The organism is Peribacillus deserti (assembly GCF_016909175.1).
Taxonomy (GTDB): domain Bacteria; phylum Bacillota; class Bacilli; order Bacillales; family DSM-1321; genus Paraperibacillus; species Paraperibacillus deserti.
The window spans coordinates 1-24,007 of sequence record NZ_JAFBFI010000014.1; the positions used below are offsets into that span (position 1 = coordinate 1).

At 40.2% G+C, this 24,007-nt stretch carries 23 protein-coding genes and 1 pseudogene; 7 read left to right on the forward strand and 17 right to left on the reverse strand.

The window, feature by feature from the left end:
- Positions 1-339: 339 nt before the first annotated feature.
- Positions 340-1,215: a nucleotidyltransferase-like protein gene (locus JOC77_RS14565; protein WP_204544409.1), complete on the reverse strand. Its 876-nt coding sequence runs from the start codon at positions 1,213-1,215 to the stop codon at positions 340-342.
- Between the two features lie 148 nt (positions 1,216-1,363).
- On the opposite strand from JOC77_RS14565, the gene JOC77_RS14570 reads away from it, so the two are divergent.
- Complete coding sequence (locus JOC77_RS14570; RefSeq protein ID WP_204544410.1) at positions 1,364-1,729, forward strand: YgzB family protein; 366 nt, start codon at positions 1,364-1,366, stop codon at positions 1,727-1,729.
- 252 nt (positions 1,730-1,981) lie between these two features.
- Here JOC77_RS14570 and perR read toward each other — a convergent pair whose 3' ends face one another.
- The 6 genes from perR to JOC77_RS14600 form a co-directional block, all read right to left on the reverse strand.
- Positions 1,982-2,425, reverse strand: a complete 444-nt coding sequence (gene perR / locus JOC77_RS14575; protein WP_239558769.1) for a peroxide-responsive transcriptional repressor PerR — start codon at positions 2,423-2,425, stop codon at positions 1,982-1,984.
- 157 nt (positions 2,426-2,582) lie between these two features.
- Positions 2,583-3,131, reverse strand: coding sequence for a cob(I)yrinic acid a,c-diamide adenosyltransferase (locus JOC77_RS14580; RefSeq protein ID WP_204544423.1), 549 nt, complete (start codon positions 3,129-3,131; stop codon positions 2,583-2,585).
- Between the two features lie 3 nt (positions 3,132-3,134).
- Complete coding sequence (locus JOC77_RS14585) at positions 3,135-4,085, reverse strand: D-2-hydroxyacid dehydrogenase (RefSeq protein WP_204544424.1); 951 nt, start codon at positions 4,083-4,085, stop codon at positions 3,135-3,137.
- Positions 4,086-4,288: 203 nt separating this feature from the next.
- Positions 4,289-5,398, reverse strand: coding sequence for an aminopeptidase (locus JOC77_RS14590; RefSeq protein ID WP_204544425.1), 1,110 nt, complete (start codon positions 5,396-5,398; stop codon positions 4,289-4,291).
- Positions 5,399-5,416: 18 nt separating this feature from the next.
- Positions 5,417-5,884, reverse strand: coding sequence for a thioredoxin-dependent thiol peroxidase (gene bcp / locus JOC77_RS14595; protein ID WP_204544426.1), 468 nt, complete (start codon positions 5,882-5,884; stop codon positions 5,417-5,419).
- Positions 5,885-6,062: 178 nt separating this feature from the next.
- Complete coding sequence (locus JOC77_RS14600; protein WP_239558770.1) at positions 6,063-6,362, reverse strand: potassium channel family protein; 300 nt, start codon at positions 6,360-6,362, stop codon at positions 6,063-6,065.
- Between the two features lie 275 nt (positions 6,363-6,637).
- Here JOC77_RS14600 and JOC77_RS14605 point away from each other — a divergent pair, with 275 nt between their 5' ends.
- From JOC77_RS14605 to JOC77_RS14615, 3 genes are all read left to right on the forward strand, one after another.
- Positions 6,638-7,933, forward strand: a complete 1,296-nt coding sequence (locus JOC77_RS14605) for a glutamate-1-semialdehyde 2,1-aminomutase (protein WP_204544429.1) — start codon at positions 6,638-6,640, stop codon at positions 7,931-7,933.
- Positions 7,934-8,212: 279 nt separating this feature from the next.
- Positions 8,213-12,682: a glutamate synthase-related protein gene (locus JOC77_RS14610; protein ID WP_204544431.1), complete on the forward strand. Its 4,470-nt coding sequence runs from the start codon at positions 8,213-8,215 to the stop codon at positions 12,680-12,682.
- A gap of 229 nt (positions 12,683-12,911) precedes the next feature.
- Positions 12,912-13,982, forward strand: a complete 1,071-nt coding sequence (locus JOC77_RS14615; protein WP_204544433.1) for an FUSC family protein — start codon at positions 12,912-12,914, stop codon at positions 13,980-13,982.
- 424 nt (positions 13,983-14,406) lie between these two features.
- Here the strand turns inward: JOC77_RS14615 and JOC77_RS14620 are convergent, their stop codons facing one another.
- The 6 genes from JOC77_RS14620 to fabL all read right to left on the reverse strand — a co-directional run bounded on the left by JOC77_RS14620 (position 14,407) and on the right by fabL (position 19,350).
- The gene (locus JOC77_RS14620) at positions 14,407-14,592 is read right to left on the reverse strand and encodes a hypothetical protein (protein ID WP_204544434.1); all 186 of its coding nucleotides are present in this window, start codon (positions 14,590-14,592) and stop codon (positions 14,407-14,409) included.
- Positions 14,593-14,972: 380 nt separating this feature from the next.
- Entirely contained in the window at positions 14,973-16,721 is a 1,749-nt protein-coding gene (locus JOC77_RS14625) for an ABC transporter ATP-binding protein (RefSeq protein ID WP_275585083.1), read from the reverse strand.
- Positions 16,722-16,842: 121 nt separating this feature from the next.
- Positions 16,843-17,373, reverse strand: a complete 531-nt coding sequence (gene ntdP, locus JOC77_RS14630) for a nucleoside tri-diphosphate phosphatase (RefSeq protein WP_204544435.1) — start codon at positions 17,371-17,373, stop codon at positions 16,843-16,845.
- A 249-nt stretch (positions 17,374-17,622) separates the two neighbouring features.
- On the reverse strand, positions 17,623-17,874 hold the full coding sequence (locus JOC77_RS14635; protein WP_204544436.1) for a YgaB family protein: 252 nt from the start codon (positions 17,872-17,874) through the stop codon (positions 17,623-17,625).
- A gap of 321 nt (positions 17,875-18,195) precedes the next feature.
- Entirely contained in the window at positions 18,196-18,522 is a 327-nt protein-coding gene (locus JOC77_RS14640; RefSeq protein ID WP_204544437.1) for a gamma-type small acid-soluble spore protein, read from the reverse strand.
- A 78-nt stretch (positions 18,523-18,600) separates the two neighbouring features.
- Positions 18,601-19,350: an enoyl-[acyl-carrier-protein] reductase FabL gene (fabL, locus tag JOC77_RS14645; protein ID WP_204544441.1), complete on the reverse strand. Its 750-nt coding sequence runs from the start codon at positions 19,348-19,350 to the stop codon at positions 18,601-18,603.
- An 85-nt stretch (positions 19,351-19,435) separates the two neighbouring features.
- Between fabL and JOC77_RS14650 the strand changes: the two are divergent.
- A pseudogene (locus JOC77_RS14650) lies at positions 19,436-19,659 on the forward strand (hypothetical protein).
- 25 nt (positions 19,660-19,684) lie between these two features.
- Here JOC77_RS14650 and mutY read toward each other — a convergent pair.
- Positions 19,685-20,785, reverse strand: a complete 1,101-nt coding sequence (mutY, locus tag JOC77_RS14655) for an A/G-specific adenine glycosylase (RefSeq protein WP_204544442.1) — start codon at positions 20,783-20,785, stop codon at positions 19,685-19,687.
- Positions 20,786-21,045: 260 nt separating this feature from the next.
- Between mutY and JOC77_RS14660 the strand changes: the two genes are divergently transcribed.
- The gene (locus JOC77_RS14660; RefSeq protein WP_204544443.1) at positions 21,046-22,026 is read left to right on the forward strand and encodes a metal-dependent hydrolase; all 981 of its coding nucleotides are present in this window, start codon (positions 21,046-21,048) and stop codon (positions 22,024-22,026) included.
- A 55-nt stretch (positions 22,027-22,081) separates the two neighbouring features.
- Here JOC77_RS14660 and JOC77_RS14665 read toward each other — a convergent pair whose 3' ends face one another.
- The gene (locus JOC77_RS14665) at positions 22,082-22,348 is read right to left on the reverse strand and encodes a YfhJ family protein (protein ID WP_204544444.1); all 267 of its coding nucleotides are present in this window, start codon (positions 22,346-22,348) and stop codon (positions 22,082-22,084) included.
- 106 nt (positions 22,349-22,454) lie between these two features.
- Here JOC77_RS14665 and sspK point away from each other — a divergent pair, with 106 nt between their 5' ends.
- A complete protein-coding gene (gene sspK / locus JOC77_RS14670) occupies positions 22,455-22,607 on the forward strand; it encodes a small, acid-soluble spore protein K (RefSeq protein ID WP_204544445.1) in 153 nt (50 codons plus the stop codon).
- Positions 22,608-22,814: 207 nt separating this feature from the next.
- Here sspK and JOC77_RS14675 read toward each other — a convergent pair whose 3' ends face one another.
- Positions 22,815-23,135: a YfhH family protein gene (locus tag JOC77_RS14675; protein ID WP_204544447.1), complete on the reverse strand. Its 321-nt coding sequence runs from the start codon at positions 23,133-23,135 to the stop codon at positions 22,815-22,817.
- A 30-nt stretch (positions 23,136-23,165) separates the two neighbouring features.
- Positions 23,166-23,984 (reverse strand): recombination regulator RecX, encoded by an 819-nt coding sequence (recX, locus tag JOC77_RS14680; protein WP_204544449.1) that lies wholly within the window; start codon positions 23,982-23,984, stop codon positions 23,166-23,168.
- Between the last annotated feature and the right edge of the window lie 23 nt (positions 23,985-24,007).

Genomic DNA, 24,007 nt, shown 5'->3' on the forward strand with positions numbered 1-24,007 from the left:
CATGTATTAGGCACGCCGCCAGCGTTCGTCCTGAGCCAGGATCAAACTCTCCGAAGAATGTTTGATATAGCTCTTAAAAGTTTAAAACTTGTTTTGTATTTTCTCGAAAGAAAAATACGCTTGGCGTCTTGTTTCGTTCAGTTTTCAAAGAGCATTTTTTAAAGCGCCTCTCGTAAGAGCGACTTTATTATCTTACCACATCGTCCAATGTGATGTCAATAAGTTTTTTAAAAAATTTTCCGCCGCTTGCGAAAACGGAATGTCTCGCAGCGACGTTTATAAATATATCACCATTTTTATATATGGTCAATACTAAAAAAGCTTTTTTACGATAATTATTTAATAATCATTAGTTACTCGATAATAACGATGAAATATCCCATGTCCCTTTGTTTCAACTTTTTCCACATTAATAATATTTTTCTCAACAAGATATTCTAAAAGCACTTCTAAATCTACCGAATAATATTTAAGGTCCGGATGCTGAGTTAACTCAGAAATGGACCAGGACCCATCTTTACCTTTTAATATATCTACAATATGCTGAGAACCTAAAGGAGTTCTTGAATGAATTAGAAACTCGCTTGCCAGAAATAAAAGTTCAAGTCTTTTCTCAAGTGATTCCTGGCTTGTAACCAATTCTTCATATAGCTTAAATATTTCCGGCCTTATGTGCCTTACCTGATTCCAGACAGTTACTTCAGGATAGAATCCCTGATCGATAATTTCAAGACGAGCCAAATGATGCAGCGAATGAACTATATGATTGTATGCATCAAGAAAATGTCCGTTCTCAAAGAAGGATTTTCCATCTAAATATCTTCTAATCAGTTTAGCAAACTCCACTCCCATTTTTACTTTTCTACCATAGAAGGGGAATTCATGAAGCTCTTTTTTTAATCGCTCAATATATTCATTTCTGTCGAATACAATTTTCCCATTAAAAATCCATTCAAAAATTTTCCGGTTTGACCCAAGCATTATCCATTCTTCCAGCTGTGATTGATGAACGATATGCAGAGCAGCTTTTTGATCCTTATATAGATAATGCTTAATAGAAACTGCTTCTTCTGCTTCATTTACTATAGTAAGCAATATATAGTCAAAGCTGTCGGTAGACGATGTATCATTCGGATTTTTTTCGATAAGTAAAACTCCCATTGTTGATGGCCAGCTGGCTCTTTCCTGATAAATAGGCCGCAATATGTCTTCCATTCTTAACGCCTCCAAAAAAGCTTAATTCAGCTTTTTATGATTCATGATTATCCCACAAAACTACATTCGATAAAAACACCTAGATTCCTGTATTTAATTTATTTCAGACAACTTATTATGATATAGTTAATTATCGGGAGGGACAACTATGGCTAAGTATTCAAATAAAATAAATAAAATTCGTACTTTCGCTCTGAGTTTAATCTTTATCGGTTTTTTTGTCATGTATGGAGGAATCTTTTTTAGAAAATCCCCGCTCATTATGACGATATTCATGGTGCTGGGACTTCTGTTCATTATAGCGAGTACTGTGGTTTACTTCTGGATTGGAATGCTTTCTACCAAAACCGTTCAAGTCCGCTGCCCTAATTGCGATAAAGTTACAAAGGTTCTTGGCAGAGTTGATATGTGTATGTATTGTAATGAACCACTGACTCTAGATAAGAGTCTTGAAGGCCAGGATTTTGATGAAAAGTATAACAAAAAACAAAAAACGGATAAGGTACAATTGTAAGCTGGCCTCTGGCCGGCTTTTTTTAATGGCTGCGTTAACGTTTATTGTTGATTTTGGCACTATGTTGATGGATCGGAAGGTGCGAGACTCCTGCGGGGAAAACGGGTCAAGAGAGACCCCACAGGCGTACAACGCCGAGGAGGCTCCCGGACCGAGTTCCCTTCGCTGCAATCAACAGGTAAGGTTAACAGAGCTAATCAATATTCAATAAAAAAAGATCCGTCATTGGAGACAGATCTTAAGCACTTTCGTCTAGTGAGCTTCTTTTGCGGAGCAATCGGCACATACACCGTAAACTTCTAACCGGTGGCTGTGAACTTTAAAGCCGGCTACGTGTGAGGCAAGATGTTCTACCTCATCAAGGCCCGGATAGTGGAAATCCACAATTTTATTGCAGTTTTGGCAGATAACATGATAATGATCAGTGGTTACAAAATCAAATCTGCTGGAGGAATCTCCGTATGTCAGCTCTTTGACTAGACCAACTTCACGAAATACACGCAAATTATTATAAACGGTGGCAACACTCATATTTGGGAACTTGCCTTCTAACGCTTTGTAAATATCATCGGCAGTCGGATGTGTCATCGAATTAATAAGATACTCAAGTATCGCATGACGTTGCGGAGTAATTCTGACCCCAGTTTCTTTTAAGGCATCTAACGCTTCCTTCAATTGAATATGGGACACCGCCATGCACCTCATTTCTAAATAGGATTTATTTTCAAATTATAATATTTATAAATAGTGTACATGGAATTTCGCATTTTTGTCAACTTTCCTTACTGCTGGCAAGGGTTTAGCCTTCTCTATCATTTTATTCATCCGCCTTTAAAAAATACGGCTTTTCTTATTATTCATGCAAATTAGCTTCCGGTAGTTTTAACTTAAAATTTACATATCTCGCTGCTACAAACAGGTAATCTGAAAGGCGGTTTAAATAGGTTAAAACCATAGGATTCACTTCTTCCCCTATTTCTACTGCATTACGCTCAGCTCTCCTGACAATCGTGCGTGCGAGATGCAGGGCGGCACCTGCTGGGTGTCCCCCGGGCAGAATAAAATTGGTTAACGGAGTTAATTCAGCCTCCATTTTATCAATGGATTCTTCCAGCTCATCAACATGACTCTTTGTTAGTTCCCAGTTAACTTTTTTTCCTGAAGGTGTCGCCAATTCGGCCCCTGCATGGAAAAGGGCTGTTTGTATCCGATGGATGGTTTTTAGTATATCCTCTTTACCGCTGAATTCTTCATGCTTTAAGTGGCTGATGCCAAGTCCAATAGCGGAGTTGGCTTCATCACAGGTTCCATAAGCTTCCACTCGTAAATCCGACTTACTCACTCTCTGGCCGTATATTAGGGAGGTCGTCCCTTTATCTCCTGTCTTCGTGTAGATTTTCATGCATTAATATCCCCTTTCTAAATCAATTAAGTTTATAAATTCATTCGAACCCTTTAGATATTCTTCTAAATTATTTACAAAAATTGCAAACGCCCTCGGTAAATAGTTTTTTGAAATGCTTGAAATATGGGGGGACACTGTGACATTGGCCATATCCCAATAAGGATGATTTGCAGGCAAAGGTTCCTCATGAAATACATCCAGCACAGCATGAGCAATCTGACCGCTCTTTAATGCATGCAGAAGAGTTTTTTCTTCTACCAGGTCTCCTCTGCCTATATTGATAAATACACCTGAGCTTTTCATCCGGCCAAAATGTTCGTCTGTAAGCAGATGTCTAGTTTCTGCAGTGCTTGGCAGAACAGATACAATATAGTCTCCCTGATCAATGATCGATAATAAATCACCTATCTTATATAGCTTATCGATATGATCCGCATTTTTTCCGCTTCTATTTACTCCTATGGTATGCATGCCGAACGCTTTAGCTAACCTGCCAATTTCACTACCTATAGCCCCGGCACCATTGATAAGTATCGTTTTTCCCGTTAATTCTCCATAAGAAAGATTACGGTCCCATTTGTGCTCTTTTTCTTGTTCCCTAAGCTCTCTCATTTTCTTTTCAACTTCAAGAATTCTTCCTATGGTATATTCCGCCATAGGAATTTTATGTATGCCTCTCGCGTTGGTAACCCTAATATTCTTTTCCTTGATAACGTTCAGGGGCATTTTCTCCAATCCAGCTGAAACAACCATGATCCACCTTAAATTAGTTCCATTTAGAATATGTGAATCCTGCAAATCTTCTCCATAAGTAACCAATATTTCGCATTGAGATAAAAGCGGATCATTCACTTTCAGCCCATTTTGAAAGTGGAAGGTTAATTCGGAAAATTTAGCAGTCATTTCCTGCTGCAGATGCTCTGGAGGCATGAAAGTAAATTGAATCAGCATTGTTTATCCCCGCCTATTAAATAAATGTGTAACCAGAGTGTATCACGCACTATTTCTGAAGAAAACTTTAGAAAAAAAAAAGCGGGCCAATTCGGCCCGAATAGTGTTTCCCTGAGGAGGTATTCCTGTTAAAAGGATATGCAGATATAGTCTTTTGGAGTGGACAAATACCCTTTTTCCTGAAAAATAGGCTTTTTCTTATATTATTTTAATCGTTCAGGATTTAACCCTTCAAGCTCAGGAATAACAAACAAGCCGTCTTTTCGAATCAAGATGTCATCAAAATAAATTTCTCCGCCTCCGTATTCCGTCCGCTGAATAAGAACCATATCCCAGTGAATGGAGGAGCGATTTCCGTTATCAGCATCTTCATAAGCTTCACCTGGAGTAAAATGAAGACTGCCACAGATTTTTTCGTCAAATAGAATATCCCCCATTGGCTCTTTTATCATTGGATTCACGCCAATAGCAAACTCCCCTATAAAACGGGAGCCCTCATCTGTATCGAAAATTTGATTGATCTTCTCGGTTTGATCCGAAGAAGCTTCTACTATCTTTCCGTCTTTAAATGTTAAAGTCACATTTCTAAAGGTGATTCCATGATAAGGACAAGGAGTATTGAAAGCGATGGTTCCATTCACACTATCTTTGACAGGAGCAGTAAATACTTCTCCGTCAGGTATATTATTTTCTCCAGCACAAGAAACGGCAGGGATGTCTTTAATAGAAAAAGAAAGATCCGTTCCTGGTGATACAAGCCGGACTTTATCCGTCCTTTCCATCAACGCTTTTAATGGCTGCATAGCCTGATGCATTTTTTTGTAATCAACCGTACATACATCCAGCAAGTAATCTTCAAACCTTCTTGTGCTCATTCCTGCTTTTTGGGCAAGACCTTTAGTCGGATAATTCAATAAGACCCATCTTCTGTTATTAACATAATAGAAAGTGGCAGGTTTCATAATTTCTCCGCGAATTCGATGCTTTTCAGCAGGAATCTCACTAAGTTCCGAGTCATTTTCCTCTCCGATCACAACGATAACGGCATCCACATCTTCATACTTCTTCATCATCCAGGCTGCCTGTGTTTCTAACTGGTCTCTTGAAAAGCCCATCGATAAATGCTTGCTGATTTCTTCATCCATTAATTCAACATACGGGTAAGCTCCCAGCCTGTACGCCTCATCAATCAACTCCAGTATTAAAGGCTGTGTGGCTACACTGCCTCTAATGAGTACTCGTTCTTTCTCTTTAATGGTGACTGAGTGTGTCAGCAGCAGCTCAGCAAGTTTTGTTAAGCGCGAATCTCTCATCGGTTCTCCCTGCTCCCGTTATAAATTTTCTTTTATGTATTGTAAGGCATCATCGACATGTCCTTGAACCTTAACTTTTCTCCACTCTTTAACAAGAATCCCATCCTTATTAATAATGAATGTAGAACGTTCAATTCCCATATATTCTTTGCCAAAATTCTTTTTCAGTTTCCAAACATCATATGCTTTGGCTGCCTCATTATTTTCATCTGCCAATAGAAGAAAAGGCAGTCCATATTTCTCAATAAACTTCCCATGCCGGTTAACCGGATCAGGACTAACGCCAAGGATGACGGTATCTAGGTCTTCGAACTCTGCATGTTTGTCTCTAAAATCACATGCCTCGGTTGTACAGCCGGAAGTCATATCTTTTGGATAAAAATATAAGACCACATTTTTGCCAGCAAAATCTGAGAGACTGACTTTTTTGCCGTTATTGGCCTCTAATGTAAGAGCTGGCGCTTTATTACCAATTGAAAGTGCCAAAATAATTCCCCTTCCCTGCAGCTAAAATCCTGCTGTCCCCATTTAATGAATGTGTTTGCTGCTTAAAGTGCAGTTACCTATTACACATATGGGATTACATACTCATGTAAGCGTAACCAAATTCTAAAGATTGTACAACTAGTTTTATAGAACTATATACATGAAATCATTTCTGAAGTTACTTTTTTTCGGGAGGCTCTACATAAAAGACAGTTCTTACTACAAAGGCCGCAGGCAGCGTATAGCCTATAAAAGCCTGGACAGAAGCAATAAGGCGGCCAATTCCTACCGGTGAAAGGTCTCCATACCCCACCGAAAAAAAAGTAATGGAACTAAAATAAAAAGCGGTCTGCAGCTTATAAAAATAATTCCCCTGAAGAGGATGTCCCATTTCATGCAACACTGTATAGTTTTCCAGCTCCAAAAGCAAGTAAATCATTCCAAATCCGATTGTAACCGTGCCGTATAGCAGAGCCATCCATAAAAAATTCCTTAAGGTTAAATGCCTATCTATTATATATAAAGGAGAAAAAAGACTTTTAAGACTGAAAATCATGCACATAATAACGGGAATTAGAAAACAATAGATCATCCTATTAATCATCCTAACCTGCATTTTACTAATATGTACTGCCTTGCTCCATTAGATATTCATAGTTGGAAAATTAAGCCTGGTACATTACTCTATCCCCTATTTTGCCAAAGTGCTAAAATGAATGAGGAAATAGAGAGCTTAAATTACTGGAGGGCATTATGAATTTCACTAAATCTGAACAATTACATATTGAAGCACAAGAGCATATAGTAGGCGGCGTAAACAGCCCGTCCCGTTCCTATAAAGCCGTAGGAGGGGGCGCACCTGTTGCTATGGAGAAAGCGAAAGGCGCCTACTTCTGGGATGTAGATGGCAATAAATATATTGATTATCTGGCCGCATACGGGCCAATTATTACAGGGCACGCACATCCGCATATCACAAAGGCGATCACTAGGGCAGCTGAAACAGGAGTATTATACGGAACTCCTACCCGCCATGAAGTAACCTTTGCAAGATTGCTTAAAGAAGCTATGCCAGGACTTGAAAAGGTTCGTTTTGTTAATTCAGGAACCGAAGCTGTTATGACCACCATACGAGTTGCCCGTGCTTATACTGGCAGAGATAAAATAATTAAATTTGCCGGCTGCTATCACGGTCACTCAGACCTTGTACTTGTTGCCGCGGGTTCAGGGCCGTCGACACTGGGCACCCCTGATTCAGCTGGAGTCCCTAAAAGTATCGCTAAAGAAGTAATAACTGTACCCTTTAATGAAATTGAACCTCTTAAGGAAGCTCTTGATAAATGGGGACATGAAATAGCCGCGATTCTAGTCGAGCCTATCGTAGGCAACTTTGGAATTGTAGAGCCTAAGCCAGGATTCCTGGAAAAAGTGAATGAACTAGTGCATGCTGCAGGCGGACTCGTGATTTATGATGAAGTCATTACTGCATTTAGATTCATGTACGGAGGGGCACAAGACCTGCTCGGAGTTCAGCCCGATATTACTGCTTTAGGGAAAATTATTGGCGGGGGACTGCCTATTGGTGCTTACGGAGGCAAGAAAGAAATTATGGAAAAAGTCGCCCCATTAGGTCCCGCTTACCAGGCTGGAACAATGGCAGGCAACCCGGCTTCAATGCTTTCCGGCATCGCATGCCTTGAAGTGTTAAAAGAAGAAGGTGTTTATGAAGAATTAGACCGCCTGGGAGCTTTGCTTGAAAACGGAATACATAATGCGGCAGTAAAATACAACATTCCTATTACGATTAACCGTTTAAAAGGAGCTCTCACCATCTATTTTACAAATGAAAAAGTTGAAAATTATGAGCAGGCAGAAAATACTGATGGAGAAATGTTTGCTAAGTTTTTCAAACTGATGCTGCAGCAGGGAGTGAATCTGGCTCCATCTAAATATGAGGCATGGTTCCTTACCACCGCACATACCGACACAGATGTTACTGAAACAATAAAAGCGGTTGAACATGCATTCTGCACCCTTTCAAAACAATAATATCAGAATAAATATACAAAATTTATACAATAATTAAGCTTCCGATTCCGGAAGCTTTTTTTAGTTATTTAAGATTGAAAGCGTTTACACAGCGCCTTGATACACCTTCCCTCTTTAGTTTTTTACTTAAATAGGTATTCAGACCAATGCATAATAATTGATTTATTTTATTTTAACTGGTAATATAAACATACAATTCTGAAAATTTTCTATAAGTATATCCTATTAGGAGGTGAATGGCACTTATAAGGCTCAGGGAGTCCTTATAAAGCCTGACCAATGACTGAAACGTGGAATCCTGCCTTTTTTAAAGAATATTACAAGCATGAACATGATGCTTGCGGCATAGTAGCTTGTATCGAAAAAGAACAAATTCCGACAAGAGAGAATATATATTCTTGTATTAATGCATTAGTTACCATGAACCACCGAGCAGGATTTATTAATAATGAAGGTGATGGAGTAGGGATACACATTGATATACCTAGAGCCTTGTGGAAGAAAAAGCTGGCAGACGCTGGCCAAAATCCAGATTTTGCTTATCACGAAGCTTTTTTTGTCGGACACTTCTTCTTTAACAAATCAGAGGATAAAAAACGTTTAAAGGATACTATTAAAGAAAAATTGATTGCCGAGGGCCTGCATATTTTATTTGAAACAGACAAAGTCCACAACCCCGAAGCACTGGGCCCCATTGCACTTCAGGAAAATCCTTTGTTCTGGCAGATCGCGGGGCTGGCAAACACCGCTTCAAATGCAGAGCGCTCTAAAATACTATTCGAACTCATACCCGAAATTGAAAAAAATGAACATATTCATGTTGCCTCCCTAAGCCAATATCATGCTGTATATAAAGTCATGGGCGCTGGTGACATTCTTCCGAAGTATTATGATGATCTTGCTGATCCGCTTGCAGCATCTACAATGACACTTGGACATAATCGATATTCTACAAATACTCTATCAAGCTTTTTCAGAGTACAGCCATTCAGTGTATTGGGACACAATGGAGAAATTAATACCATTGCCAAACTTAGAGATGAAGCGAAAATGATAGGGGTCCCGCTCGTAAAAAACGGAAGTGATTCCCAGGATCTAAGCCGTACGATTGAAACTCTTATTTCTAGACATGGTTATACTCTATTTGAAGCGATGGATGTATTATTCCCTCCTATCATTAATGAAATGAAAGAGTATCCAGCTCACCTGCAGGATTTGTACACTTATCTGAGAGAAGCCTGGGGCCATTATGCACAAGGTCCGGCTGGAATTATATCACGCTACGGAGAAGAAGCAGTGTTCTCTGTAGATGCTCTTGGGCTTAGACCCCTCTGGCAATTAAGCACGGAAACCTCTTTCCTGTTCTCATCAGAGCCTGGGATCATTTCATCATCCGAGTACACTGATGATCCTAAGCCTTTAGCGCCCGGTGAAAAAATTGGACTCAAATGGGAAAATGGCCGTATACGCGTTTATGCATACAGCCAATACCAGGAAGAAGTATATAAGCTGATTTCAAATAAACTTGTGCTTTCAAATGACCGCAGCAGACTGTTCCCGCCTGCTGTCGAAAAAATAGTAACACAAAACACCGTCGAGAAATTGCATAATGGTCAATATAAATCCTTCGGCTGGGAAAGAGACCATATTCAGCTTGTAGAACAAATGGCCGAAAAAGGAGCCGAGCCAATCAGGTCCCTTGGCCATGATGCTCCGCTGGCCGCAATTAATCCTGAGAGAAAAAATATTGCTGATTTCATCAAGGAAAGCGTTGCGGTTGTAACCAATCCAGCTATAGACCGGGACAGAGAAACAGAACACTTCTCCACCCGCACTATAATCGGAAAAAGGCCTTCGTTATTTGCAGCAGAAAAAGCCGAGTCGGTAGTGGAACTTCTTTCTCCTATTGTTATTGAAGGTATGCATGGCAGTAATTGCAGCCCTATTATAAAACAGCCGAGCTACGAACAGATTGTACATCTCTTTCAAAAAGATAACCTGGCTGCCGTAATATCAGCAGTGATCTTAGAGGACGAGTCTGTTAAGGATGGGATTACTAGAATATCTGAGGAAGCTTCAGCTGCAGTAAAAGAAGGAAAAGTTTTAATCGTTCTTGATGACGGGGAAACACATCAGGAAGGAAAGTATTGGCTCGACCCTCTGCTCGCTGTGTCAGCAGTAGATCGTTCATTGACTGAACAAGGTCTCCGGAGAAATTGTTCTCTATTGTTACGCTCTGCTTCCATTCGATCTCTGCACGATATGATCGTTGCTTATGGCCTGGGCGCCAATGTCATTAATCCGTACTATATGTTTTTGACTGTAAGCGATGAGCAGCCAAAACCTTTGGTTAATCTATATACTGCCCTTGTCAAAGGCTTGGAAAAAGTGATTTCAACAATAGGTATCCATGAATTAAGAGGATACGGAAGGCTCTTTTCAGCGATCGGCCTGCACGAGGAGTTAGCTGAAACTTTGGATATCGTTAATTTCTTTGGATCCAATTCATTGTCCCATAATTTTGCTTTCTTAAAGGAAGATGCTATTAAGCGTGCAGTGGACTATCACAACGAAAAAGAACGAGCCGGAAAAACGTTTCATCTGTTCCCCCGCATTTGGAAAGCGATCGGCGAAGTTGCAGCTACAGGAGATTACGCCGCGTATAAAGAAAAGATTTCAGAACAGGAAAATGAAAACCCTACAACAATCCGCCACCTTACAGGTCTGAGGACTGGGGCCCAGTCATTGGATCCTAAGGGAGTAGATATAAGTGTAGGAGAACACAGTCTGCCATTTATCATTTCATCTATGAGCTTCGGCTCTCAAAATGAAATTGCCTTCAGAGCATATGCAGAAGCTGCAGACCGCTTGAATATGATCAGCCTGAATGGTGAAGGCGGAGAAATCAAGGATATGCTTGGCAAATACCCAAGAACAAGGGGCCAGCAGATCGCATCAGGAAGATTTGGAGTTAATGCAGAACTGCTCAATTCCTCAAACCTGCTTGAGATCAAAATAGGCCAAGGCGCAAAACCAGGTGAAGGCGGACATCTTCCAGGTTCAAAAGTTACTGCTAAAATTGCTGAAGCAAGAAACGCTACCATTGGATCAGATTTAATTTCACCTTCTAATAATCATGATATTTATTCGATTGAAGATCTTGCCCAGATGATCCATGAGCTTAAAACAGCTAATGACCAGGCAAAGGTGGCCGTCAAGGTTCCAGTTGTACCGAACATTGGGACGATTGCAGTAGGAGTAGCTAAAGCAGGAGCTGACATCATTACTCTATCCGGTTTTGACGGCGGTACGGGTGCAGCAAGAATTCATGCACTTCAGCATGTGGGTCTTCCAGTCGAAATTGGCGTAAAAGCAGCACACAATGCTTTATTGGAGGCTGGAATACGAGATACTGTTGAGCTGTGGGCAGATGGTGGAATAAAAAGTGCCTTTGATGTGCTAAAGGTAATGCTTCTTGGTGCTAACCGCGTTGGCTTTGGTACTCTGTCGATGATTGCCGTCGGCTGTACAACTTGCAGAGGCTGCCACTTGGATACATGCCATGTTGGCATCGCAACCCAGATAGAAACAGAAGCACAGGCAAAGGAACACGGCTTACGCCGATTCGTACCTCGTAAATTCGATCTGGCAGTTCAAGGTCTTTCCAATCTGTTTACAGCATTTGGCACAGAGCTGAAACAACTGGCTGCCACAGCAGGCATCAAAAACCTTCAAGACGCTGTAGGAAGATCGGACCTTCTTGTTCAAGTTAAAGGAAACGAAAAACTGGACCTGACATACTTGCTTAAACCGCTTGAGATCAGCCAGATATCCTTTAAAGAAACAGCTGCTGCTATTGAATCAGAAGCCTTGCAGGTTGCTGCTGGTGCTGAATATCTGGACGGAAGAACGGAAGAACTTCATCAGTCCAGAGACTTCGAAGCCGTCACTTCCGAACAGCGTGTTCTTGCAAGCAGAGTTTCCTGCCACCGTGTAAGAAATAGACTGGACGGCTCTTATAAGAAACTTCCGGATATCAAACTTGCCTATAAAAACTCCATACCTGGAAATGGTCTGGGTGCCTATAACAGCTTCGGGATTGATATAGCTGTTTCCGGTGGAGCACAGGATGGAATTGGGAAAACCTCCTTTGGCGGTAAAGTCATGATCTTTAAGTCCAAAGGAAAAGATGGCCAATTCTATAATGGCTCTGTCGGCAAAGGGTTCGGATATGGTGCTCAGGAAGGTCTTCTTATTGCACAGGGCAATGCCGATGCCCGGGCCGGGATCAGGCTTTCAGGTGCTGATATTATTATAGGCGGCCAAATGAAAAAGCCTCTCCCTGAAAGAGAGCATGGAAATATTGGCGTAAATTCAAATATTAAAGGATTTGCGTTTGAATATATGACGAACGGCAGAGGCCTTGTGCTGGGTGATCCTGGGCCATGGATATGCGCCGGAATGACTGGAGGCAGCGTTTACCTTAGAATCCAGCCAGAAATGGGTTTAACTAAAGAAGCGATTGAGCGCCGTATAGCGCTGGGTGCTAAGGTCTCTGCCGGCCCCCTTACAGATCAAGGAGTAAATGATGTTCAAGAACTGCTTGGACAATACATTTCCCTTTTACAGCAGCAAGAGCAGCAAGAGGAAGCAGAAGAATTAACAGCCCTTCTTAGAGTGCCGGCTAACCACTTTATTCAAATTCAGCCGGTAAAAGAACAAGCAGACCCTTCTGTATCCACTGAATGATTTTTTTTTAGGAAAGTCCACCAGGTTGTTTTCACAAGCAGCCCTGGTGGATTTTTTATGTTTAGATTAAAATATGTACAGATGAAATTATAGGCTTTTTTCACCAAAAAGGAATTTAGCTATTGAACTAATCCTCCAAACCTTGTATATTACATTATTGTCTAATAAAAGAATTCATGAAGATAATATACATACAATTTGTGAATTTGTAAGGAAAGGACATGTATACATGAAGCTTGGCGCCCGCATTTTAAAAACGGGAATCGCAATTATTTTAGCTATATATGTTACCCAGTTTTTTGATATGCCATCTCCAGTGTTTGCTGCAATTGCAGCCGTATTTGCAATTCAGCCGACTATATACCGGTCATATATAACCATTTTGGAACAGGTTCAGGCCAATCTGGTTGGAGCTTTTATTGCAGTAACCTTTGTGCTTTTATTTGGGAATGAACCATTTATTATCGGTTTGGCTGCTATCATCGTTATTTCTCTTAACTTAAAATTTAATATGAAAAATTCCATATCCATAGCACTTGTTACTCTTATAGCAATCATGGAAAGCCAGAGCGGCGACTTTTTGGACTTTGCTATGTTACGATTTTTAACCATATTAATTGGAATTATTTCAGCGTTTATCGTTAATTTAATTTTTCTCCCTCCTAAATATGAAACTAAAGTATTTACAAGAATATCTTCTCTTACCGAAGATATTTTCAAATGGATACGGATTAATACCCGCCATGCCAGCGATCATGGACAGTTAAAAAATGAAATTACTCATTTTAAAGAAGAAATTATTAAATTAGAACAGCTTTATATCATGTACAAAGAAGAAAGAAACTACATTAAACATGAAAGCCTGGCTAAATCAAGAAAACTTGTAGTGTACCGCCAGATGATTTCCACGGTAAAGCGTGCCCTAGATACCCTAAAGAGATTACATAGATACGAAAACGAACTTCAGCAAATGCCTGAGCACTTCCAGCAGAAAATCCAGGAGCAAATGGATCTGCTCATTTATCAGCATGAACAGGTCTTGCTGAAATACACTGGAAAAATTAAATCACACAATATAACCCTTGAAGAAAGCGAATATAAACAGGAGCTAGTCACCCTGCTCATTAAAGCTCCAAATGAACCTGACAGTGAAGGACACAGCCTCCTCTACCACATGATCCCACTGGTGGCATCCATCATAGAATACGAAGAAGACATAAACCACCTGGATATGCTCATAACAAGCTTCTACTCCTACCACAGCGAAACAAACGAAGTCACAATCTCTGAAAAAGAGTAGAAAAAAACCTTGCCGCATTGGCAAGGTTTTTGTTAAATTTTTGGGGGACTGTCCCTATTTCCCGATGCCGTGATACCTTGCGGAACTGGATCTTTGGCGGGGACTGTCCCTATTTCCCGAAGGTGGGTACGGCACCTCTGTATATTAGACAATCGTTGTCTGTTGCCTGACCTGCTCACAAATCTGATTTTTTGCTCCCATTTTCGAAAATTTGCTCGTATCCTCTAATTTTGATCGCAACTCTTGAGAAGTTGCTCGCATGACTCTAACCTGCAAGCAAATCTGATTTTTTGCTCCCATTCTCGAAAAAGCTGCTCGCATCTTCTATTTTTTGCTCGTATCTCTTGAGAAGTTGCTCGCTTGATTCTAACCTGCTCGCATGTCCGACTTTTTGCTCCCATTCTGGAAAAGCTGCTCGCATCCTCTATTTTTTGCTCGTATCTCTTGAGAAGTTGCTCGCTGATTCTAACCTGCTCGCAATGTCCGACTTTTTGCTCCCATTCTCGAAAAGATGCTCGTATCCTCTATTTTTTGATCGCATCTCTTGAGAAGTTGCTCGTTTTTCTTCTGCCCGCTCATAGAAAATCGGTTTTTTCTCAGTGATTGTCATAAATCTTTTCCCCTAAAGTGTTTAACAACAATTAACCTTCTCCTCTTTTGCTTCCAAACTGCCATCCGCTGGCATAAAGTCAAACAGCCCACGGAGAGAAATTCACTCTCCATGGGCTGTTCGTCTTTTGTTATGCCGGTCAGGTGTCTGCTTTTCTTACAAGATTGAGGTTATACAGTATAAAGATTATCATTCTGCCTTGTACGACTACTCCGGGGAAAAGCACCGTTCTCCGCTTTTCTTTCTGTCCAGCTCCAAGCTGACACCCTCGAGTCATAAGCCTATCAGTCCATGAGAAGGAAACCGCTTCTCACGGTCTGCTCGTCCTATGCTTGTCGGGTGTCTCCTCCCACTAGTGCTTCGGACCGCTTTACGCTTTTCTAGCTGTCCAGCTGCTGTACCTGGAACAGTCTGTAGTATCCGCCTTGTTTTTTCATGAGTTCGTCATGTGTTCCTATTTCAGCGATTTCTCCATGCTCGATTAAAACGATTCTATCGGCATGTGTGATTGTCGACAGTCTGTGCGCCACAATGAATGTGGTTCGGTCTTTTGCCAGTTCTTCCAAGGCTTCTTGGATGAGGTGTTCACTTTCTAGGTCAAGCGCGGAGGTAGCCTCGTCTAAAACTAGTATAGGCGGGTTTTTAAGGAATACTCTGGCTATTGCTACCCTCTGTTTTTGGCCGCCAGAAAGTTTGACTCCTCTCTCGCCCACTTTGGTTTCATATCCTTCATTTAGATTATTGATAAAGTCATGGGCATTTGCGGCGTGAGCTGCTCTATGCACTTCCTCCTCGGAAGCCTCGGGCTTGCCCATTAGAATATTGGCTCTTACTGATTCACTAAATAGTATGTTATCCTGCAGGACCATGCCTATTTTGTCTCGAAGGCTTCTGACTTTGTAATCTCTTATATCCACGCCGTCTAATAATATTCTTCCACTTGTTACATCATAAAATCGCGGCAGCAAGCTGACTAGCGAGGATTTCCCCCCTCCGCTCATTCCCACGAGCGCTATAGTTTCCCCTTGTTTTACATCAAGGGAAACGTTTTTTAGGATGGCAGCTTCGCCTTCATTGTAGGAAAAGGATACATTTTCAAATTGTATATGCCCTTTTATATTAACAGCCTCTTTTGATTTAGGAGAATCTTCTATATCGTATTTTACATCCATAAATTCAAAGACCCTGTCCATTGAAGCAAAGGCTTGAGTGAGGGTCGTAGACGAATTTACGATCCTGCGAAGAGGATTGTAGAGCCGGTCTATATAGGCAATAAAAGCCACCATAGTTCCTACTGTTAGATCACCGTGAATAACCAGATAGCCTGAATACCCAATTACAAGCAGTGGAGATATATCTGTTATCGTATTAACTACACCGAATGATTTTGCGTTCCATTTTGTTTGGTTCAATGCTTTTGTAAGATAGTTATGGTTTTGTTTACTGAACCTTTCCTGCTCATAATTTTCAATAGCAAAACTCTTGATGACAGGCATTCCTTGTACCCTTTCATGCAGATAGCTTTGGACCTCGGCAAGGGCCTGTGACCGCTCTCTTGTAAGGCTTCTCAATCTCCCAAAGAAATATCTGACCGATAAAGCGTAAAAAGGGAACATAAACAGAGAAACAAGAGTCAGCTTCACATTAAGAGTGAACATAATGGCTGCCACAAAAATGATGGTGGCTAAATCCAGCCAGAGATTCATCATTCCAGTCATAACAAACTCTTTGGTCTGCTCTACATCATTAATAATCCTGGATATAATTTCTCCAACCCGGTTATTAGAATAATATTTAAAGCTTAATTTTTGAACATGTGTGAAAAGATGGTTTCTTATGTCATACAAGATCTTACTTCCTGTCCATTGAGCAAAATATTGTCTGAAGTATTCAATAGGAGGACGCACAACGACAAAAATGAAGGCAACGATTCCCATGGCCCACAATAATTGATCAGTCTTTTCGCCTGTTGATAATTGTTTATTGCCAATGACATCATCGACAACGTATTTAATTAAGTATGGAAGCAAGAGTGGAATTCCAAATTTGACCAGACCTATTGCGATAGTCCCGACGATTTGCCATTTATATAGCTTTACAAATTGCATATAACGCCTTATGCTGCCCAAGATGCTCACCCGCTTTTTTATAAATTCATTAGAAAAGCCTGTTGTACAACCAACAGGCGTAAGAAACTCCAAACACTATAAAATTAATTTTGAATCATAGAAAGATGATATTTGTCCTTTTTCATTTTCGATATGTTAAAAACCGTTCATACCAATTATCAATAAAGTCAGGAGAAAATGGGCCTTTTCTCTGTCTGATCCAATAAATGAGCTGGTCCATATTCCGCCTTAATATCTTATCTATGACTTCTGGATATCTCATTTCTCTGCCATGAAGCTCATATTCATCTTCATCTAATATGTTAAAAGTCATATCAGGATATACCTTAATATCGAGGTCATAATCAATATACTTTAAGGCCTCCCCGTCATATACAAAAGGTGAACTGAGATTACAGTAATAATAAACACCATCTTCTCTTAGCATTCCAAGAATATTAAACCAAAGACTGGAATGGAAGTAACAAATAGCCGGCTCTCTAGTAATCCACGTCCTGCCATCAGATTCCGTTACCATGGTTCTGTCATTTGCAGCGATAACAAGACTTTGTGTGCCCTTTAAGACCGTGGTTTCTTCCCAGATTCGATGGATCCGCCCATTGTGTTTATAGCTTTGTATTTGGATTTTTTCTCCTTCTCCGGGAATCCCCATATTTCTCTCCTCTACTTTCTAAAAATACAGTAAAACTCTCACCTGTGATTTTTTATATGTTACTGACTTTCTGCCAAAACTAAAATAAATATTATTTTAGGTTCTCCCGCTTACATAGCCTTTTACTTTGTACGTTTGTTTATATTCTACTATTATAACGATAAAAAAATTTTTTTAAAACAAAAGAGTCATTGAAATTCAATGACTCCCTAAAAAACTTCATTATTCACTTTCGGCTTCCACTTTTCTTTAAATATTGATATGGGACTGTTGGTAGGATCGAATAACTTCCTCTGTCTGATCTTCAAAGATCTGTTGAATTTCACTCAGGTTATTTTTCATTATCATGATTTCATGCTGCAGGGATTCTAATTCTGCTTCTTCTTCAAGTGAACGGAGCTGCTGTTCAATTTCCTGGCAGCGCTCAATTTCTGATTGTAAGAATAACAGTCTTTCCATAGTTTTTAACTGTTCATTCACCAGCCGGTCAAAATTACTCAAATTGTAGTCCTCCCGCCATAAGCTCTTATACCATATCTATTCTTTCCAAGCATCCTATTCCCTTTGACTTATTCTGTTAGGTTTATGGAAGTTTTGTCGATTCATGGACAAATGAGGATTCTCGCAAGAGGAAAAATATATTTTTGAGGGTTAAATTCAATTTTACAGTGGTTCCAGATATATATTGGCTGCTTGAATAACAGCTTTTTATAGACATTTCGGTAAATTTCAACACCTTTGTCCATCTGAGTCCCAGAAGTTCCACTTTTCATTAAGATAATGACACAGGAAAGGAGGTGACATAGTCACCTCCTAATATCATTAAGACTGTTGTTGGTTGTTTACTCGTTGCGCACTTTGAGCTTGTGCTTGAGCGTTTTGTTGTCTCACTTCTTGTGCATTAGTTTGACGCTCAGTTGCAAATTCAGTGCCGAATTGACCTTGAGAAGCAGAAGCACCCATACCTTGAGAAGCTTGCTGGTTTTGTCTTTTTACTTCAGCAACGTTTGTTTGACGCTCGCTTGCAAACTCAGTGCCGAATTGGCCTTGAGAAGCTTGAGCTCCCATACCTTGAGAAGCTTGAGCATTTTGTTGTTTAACTTTTTGAACGTTAGTTCCAGCTTGAGATTGTCCGAAGTTGTTTGCCATGTTTATCACCTCCACGCTCATTAATGTAACCAAGATGCGCGAGGTATATCCTGTTTTTCCGAGTAAATTTTATCCAATTTAAACGAGCAGCGAACGTCCGCCATCCACAATGATCGTCTGACCGCGGATCATACTTGCTTCTTCAGAAATTAAGAACATAATGGTATGAACCATATCTTCAATTTCAACCATCTTTCCAGCAGGTGTCTGGCTCGCGGCATCTTTGAGAAGTTCTTCACGGTTTGGAAAATGCTTGAGAGCCTCGGTATCAATCGCTCCTCCTGAAACTGCATTCACACAGATATTCTTAGGTGCTAATTCCACAGCCAGATATCTGGTCAGTGCTTCCAAGGCAGCCTTTGAAACACCGACTGAAGTATAGTTTTCGAGAACACGTATAGATCCGAGAGAACTGATGCTCACCATTTTTCCTCCGCCGTTTTTTTCCATAAGCTTTGCGGCTTCTTGGGCACAGAACAAGAACGCCTTGCTGTTGATATCCATTGTCCAGTTCCAATGGGATTCCTCCAGCTCCATAGCGGGCCTTAATACACCTGACGCTGCATTGCTTACGAATACATCTAATCGTCCGAACACATTTTCAATTTCCTCAAACATTCCTCTTATTTTAGCTACGTCCCCAACATTTGCTTTTACAAGAAGAGCTTTTCTTCCTAAAGTCTCTATTTCAGCTGCTACTTCTGCTGCAGCCGACCTGCTTCTAGCATAATTGATCACTATGTCATACCCTTCTTTTGCCAGCCTTAATGCTGTCGCTCTGCCAATTCCTCTGCTGCTTCCTGTAACCAAAGCTACTTTTTGTGTCATCATTTATCATCCTTTCAAAAGTTCCATGAATAATGGCCAGTTAATTTTTAAAAAATAATCCTATTAACTGATAGGAGGTAATAGTATGTACATCGGCCGAGATATGACCGAGCTCTCCATGGTTCCTAAGACAGAATGGAAAGAAAGTGAATTAGCTTATTTTCATCAGTCCCTGCAACAAATGGTACCTTATTTAAATTCAGAAGGACAAGCAATTCATAAGGAAATTGTTAAAGAAATGAAAACCGTGAGGGTTTAAGCAGAGGTCAGGCTGATTATACTCACGGAACTCGAATTACTTTTGATTAAGAAAAAGTGCTGCAGGCTGTTAAGGTTATTTTTTTTCTAAGTAGGCCTTCCATATTTTCTGATGTGAAACAGGAAAAGCATAATGTTCGACTTCCGTTTCAGCAACCCATTTCATTTGCTGTGAAATCAACATATCCTCGGTTATCCCTTCAGCCGTACCGAGATACACATCCATTTTCCAAACAAGATGGGAAAAGATGTGCTCAATGCTTATGAGATGTTCGCCCAATTCCGGGATAACGTGTATCTGTTCCTGAAATTGCTGCCGGAAAGACTCCCTTTTCGTTGTGAGAGAGGCATGATCCTCATAATTAGGAAATTCCCACAAGTCAGCAAGCAAACCTTTAGCAGGTCTTTTTCTGATTAATATCTCTTGACGGCTATTGGTAATAACTGCGGCTGCAATGGGCACATCCCTGCTCCTTTTTTTAAGATTTTTCACTGGGAGCTGGGATTGTACGCCTTCAGCATACGCTTCACAATGGTCTCGAACCGGACATAATAGACAGGCCGGAACACCAGGTGTACAGATCATGGCCCCTAATTCCATTAATGCCTGATTAAAGGCAGAAGTATGGTTATCATCGATTAATCTTCTAACGGCTTCTTCAAAAATTTTTCTTGTTTTTGGCTTGGCAATATCCTCTTCTATCAGCAATATCCGCGACAGAACCCGCATAACATTGCCATCAACAGCCGGCTCCGGCCTTCCATAAGCGATACTTAAAATAGCTCCTGCAGTATAAGGGCCAACTCCTTTAAGTTTCGAAATCTCCTCAAGTGTATCTGGGACAATTCCATTATATTCTTGGGCAACTTCTCTCACTGCACTTTGGAGATTTTTTACCCTAGAATAGTAGCCAAGCCCCTCCCATGCCTTTAGTACCTTTTCTTCATCTGCGTCAGCTAAACTTTGGAGCGATGGAAACCATTCCATAAACCGATTAAAATAGGGAATCACCGTATCCACCCTTGTTTGCTGGAGCATAATCTCTGATACCCAGACTTTATACGGGTCCTGATCCTTTCTCCAGGGCAGGTCTCTCTGCTCCATTTGAAACCAGGAAATTATGTCCTCGCGAAACTGTGGAATATTTATTTTTTCAAGTACATGCAAATTATTCAATTCATCTTTCCTCCAGGATGTTAACTTTTAGCTAGAAAGGGAATATATCAATATGATTTCAATCATTTTTAACAATTAATATTCATTTCGAATATGGTGTTATACCTTGTTTTTTCCGTTTTAGGTTCAACGTGGATAATTCAATTTCGAAACATACAAGATAGTAATAAAGATTAATGAATCAGATAAGGCTTCTTAACTTCATCATTACGAATTGTACTGGCATTAAGAAGTAACAAGTATTGTAAGGAGGTGGCCTTTTGGATACAGGAACACATTTTGTCATGGGAATCGCCATTGGGGGCCTGGCAACACTGGACCCTGCAATCGGAGAACATTCTATTACATCTCAGGCTGTTTTGTTCGGTACAATATTAGGCCAGCAGGCTCCTGATATTGATACCGTATTAAAACTGCGGAATAATGCGGTTTATATAAGAAATCATAGAGGCATAACCCATTCTATACCAGCAGTTCTTTTTTGGCCGCTGTTAATATCTGGTTTCCTCGCGCTTATATTTCCCGATGTTAATTTTCTGCATTTATGGATGTGGACATTCTTTGCCGTTGCGCTTCATGTATTTGTTGATCTGTTTAATGCATATGGAACACAGGCGGTTCGGCCATTTTCATCAAAATGGGTAGCGTTCGGTATCATCAATACCTTTGATCCCGTTATTTTTGGAATTCATATAGCAGGCATCATTCTCTGGGGATTCGGGCTTCAGCCAGGTATAACGTTTTTAACCATGTATTTTATAATAGTCATCTACTATGTCCTTAGGTTTATTGAACAGAGAAAAGTAAAGAACGCTGTTTTAAAAATCCTGCCAGATGCCAAAAAAATTATTATTTCACCTACTTTAAGATTTCATAGGTGGCGTATAGCCATACTTACCGAGAAACATTTCTATGTAGCTAAATCGCATAACCGGGCATTAACCATTCTAGACACCTTCGAGCGTATTCCTTTGCCTGACAGCAAAGTGCTGAATGCAGCAAAGCATGATAAAAATCTATCAGCCTTTTTGTCCTTTTCACCTGTGTACCGCTTTGAAATAAAAGAAGGAAAGGACATCTCAGAGGTCCGTTTTATCGATTTAAGATACAGAAGCAATGGTTATTATCCCTTTGTCGCCGTCGTTCATCTTGACCGGGACTTAAATATTATTAATTCTTATACTGGATGGATTTTCAGCGAGGAAAAACTAAGAAAGAAATTGGATATTCTGCCGGGCTGAAAGACAAACCATTATCGAAGAAAAGGTTGACTCAGGGAAACCAGAGTCAACCTTTTTAATGCACACTATCTTCTGAATCAAGTAAGTGCTTATATTTGGGATTATTAGCCATAAAATCGTGCAGGTTTTCTCCGTAGCTTTCAATGAATTGTCTTACATATTTCTCAGTCATCTCACTGCCCCGGTATTCATGTCCTGCTTTAGCATATGTGGCCTCAAAATCCTCCCAAAGCAATTCCACCCATGTTTTCGCTCTAGCGGAAGATAATTTTTGATTCTTCTCAAGAAGCAGATTCGTAAGCACCTCGATATAATTATTCATACATTATTACACCACCTGTTCCTTATTTTATTAAACATACTTCATTTTGATTAACTCATACTAAGATTAGGCCAGCAGCATTGCAGCTAAGAAGGAGGACAAGTATATGAGCAATAAAGACAGAATCTTCCCGAGTGACGTCCATGGCAATGATGCAGGACCAAGAGCAAAGGCTGAGTACGCCTCTAAACGTGCGGACGGAACCATTAATACTCATCCACAGGAACGTATGAAAGCTTCTTCTTTGAGAGCGCGTTAGAACTTTAACATTGACGGAGAGTGACTTTGTATGAAAGGCTTTCATCATCGGCCGGCCCCATTTAAGCATCGCCATGGTCCAAGACATGCCAAGGCGAGAACTTTTGGCACTGAAAAGCTTCCACAAAATATTCCTGATCTTGATCCTATAACAGAGGGTACACTGAAAAGCTGACCCCTTCACTTTTTAAACCGGCTGTCTGGCCGGTTATTTAATTTCCTTCAACAGTGATATAGGAAGTGCTTCCTCTTGATTGCTCCCGCTTATGCGATATCCCCAGGCAAAAACCCCGTTTAAATATTGAATTTTAAAGTATTCACCGGGGGCACCCTCGATTTCATATAATTCGCCTGCCTTAAACTGTTCCGGATTTAACAGATAAGCTTTGGCCATCGCCGCCTTCCGCTCTAGCACGGCATATTCATTTACCATACCCATCTGTTCAGCTTTTCTTGCTTTTTCACTAAGAGAATTTATTTCCTGCTGTAATTCATATGCTGTTAATTGACTATATCTTTTTTCACTCATAAGTTCCCCTTCTTTCAAGTGCATGGCTTACTAATTTGAGATATCTTCTATTCCTTCATCCATGAACCGGTCAATAAGTTCTGCGGAGAAACCTTTTCGGTATAAAGCCTGCTTCATCTTTTGCCGGTATTCATAACCTGAAAATTTCTGATATCTTCTATGGGCTTTCATCCCCTGAACAAGGATAGCGTCCCATTCATCGTCTGTATCTTTTTCAAATGAGATCCCTTTTACTGCTTCCTGGATAATATCAGAGGAAAATCCTTTTCTCATAAGAGCCATTTCAGTTTTTTGCTTAACTTCCCGCTCGGATGAATTTTTTCCCTGCTTAATCGTTTTTGCTGCTAACTTTCCTGCATTTTCAACTTCTAATTCAAAAGAGTACTCCTTTAAGCCCGTATGAATGTCTTCTTCGGAGATGCCCTTTTCTTTCAGCTCTTTAAAAATAATTCCTTTGCCTTTTATACTGCTGTTCATTTGGGTGCGGACATAGGAAATTGCAAATTGGGTGTCATCTAAATAATCAAAACCATACAGCTTGTGGATGACTTCCTGGATAATATGTTCTCCATACTCCTTTTTCTTCAAAAGGTTCCTTATTTCCGTTTCGGTCCTCATTCGATGGGATAAATAATGAAGAGCATAATTCAACGCTTTCTGAATATCCTCATGAAAACCGATTTCTATGAAATCAAACTCATTTATTTCTTTGCCTTTTTTTAAGTCAAATTTAATGAGGACATCTTCATCAACACTAAAAGCATATTCCTCGCCTTTTCCTTTATCAATAAAAACATTAAAGCGATCCACTCGTTTTTTTTGAGCGGTTATTTTAGAGATTCGGGCCATAGATAACACCCCCTGCTTTTAAT

Coding starts and splice junctions, on each gene's coding strand:
- JOC77_RS14565 (WP_204544409.1), bottom strand. CDS start 1,215: ATGGAAGACATATTGCGGCCTATTTATCAGGAAAGAGCCAGCTGGCCA.
- JOC77_RS14570 (WP_204544410.1), top strand. CDS start 1,364: ATGGCTAAGTATTCAAATAAAATAAATAAAATTCGTACTTTCGCTCTG.
- perR (WP_239558769.1), bottom strand. CDS start 2,425: ATGGCGGTGTCCCATATTCAATTGAAGGAAGCGTTAGATGCCTTAAAA.
- JOC77_RS14580 (WP_204544423.1), bottom strand. CDS start 3,131: ATGAAAATCTACACGAAGACAGGAGATAAAGGGACGACCTCCCTAATA.
- JOC77_RS14585 (WP_204544424.1), bottom strand. CDS start 4,085: ATGCTGATTCAATTTACTTTCATGCCTCCAGAGCATCTGCAGCAGGAA.
- JOC77_RS14590 (WP_204544425.1), bottom strand. CDS start 5,398: ATGAGAGATTCGCGCTTAACAAAACTTGCTGAGCTGCTGCTGACACAC.
- JOC77_RS14600 (WP_239558770.1), bottom strand. CDS start 6,362: ATGGCTCTGCTATACGGCACGGTTACAATCGGATTTGGAATGATTTAC.
- JOC77_RS14605 (WP_204544429.1), top strand. CDS start 6,638: ATGAATTTCACTAAATCTGAACAATTACATATTGAAGCACAAGAGCAT.
- JOC77_RS14610 (WP_204544431.1), top strand. CDS start 8,213: ATGACTGAAACGTGGAATCCTGCCTTTTTTAAAGAATATTACAAGCAT.
- JOC77_RS14615 (WP_204544433.1), top strand. CDS start 12,912: ATGAAGCTTGGCGCCCGCATTTTAAAAACGGGAATCGCAATTATTTTA.
- JOC77_RS14620 (WP_204544434.1), bottom strand. CDS start 14,592: ATGACAATCACTGAGAAAAAACCGATTTTCTATGAGCGGGCAGAAGAA.
- ntdP (WP_204544435.1), bottom strand. CDS start 17,373: ATGGGGATTCCCGGAGAAGGAGAAAAAATCCAAATACAAAGCTATAAA.
- JOC77_RS14640 (WP_204544437.1), bottom strand. CDS start 18,522: ATGGCAAACAACTTCGGACAATCTCAAGCTGGAACTAACGTTCAAAAA.
- fabL (WP_204544441.1), bottom strand. CDS start 19,350: ATGACACAAAAAGTAGCTTTGGTTACAGGAAGCAGCAGAGGAATTGGC.
- JOC77_RS14665 (WP_204544444.1), bottom strand. CDS start 22,348: ATGAATAATTATATCGAGGTGCTTACGAATCTGCTTCTTGAGAAGAAT.
- sspK (WP_204544445.1), top strand. CDS start 22,455: ATGAGCAATAAAGACAGAATCTTCCCGAGTGACGTCCATGGCAATGAT.
- JOC77_RS14675 (WP_204544447.1), bottom strand. CDS start 23,135: ATGAGTGAAAAAAGATATAGTCAATTAACAGCATATGAATTACAGCAG.
- recX (WP_204544449.1), bottom strand. CDS start 23,984: ATGGCCCGAATCTCTAAAATAACCGCTCAAAAAAAACGAGTGGATCGC.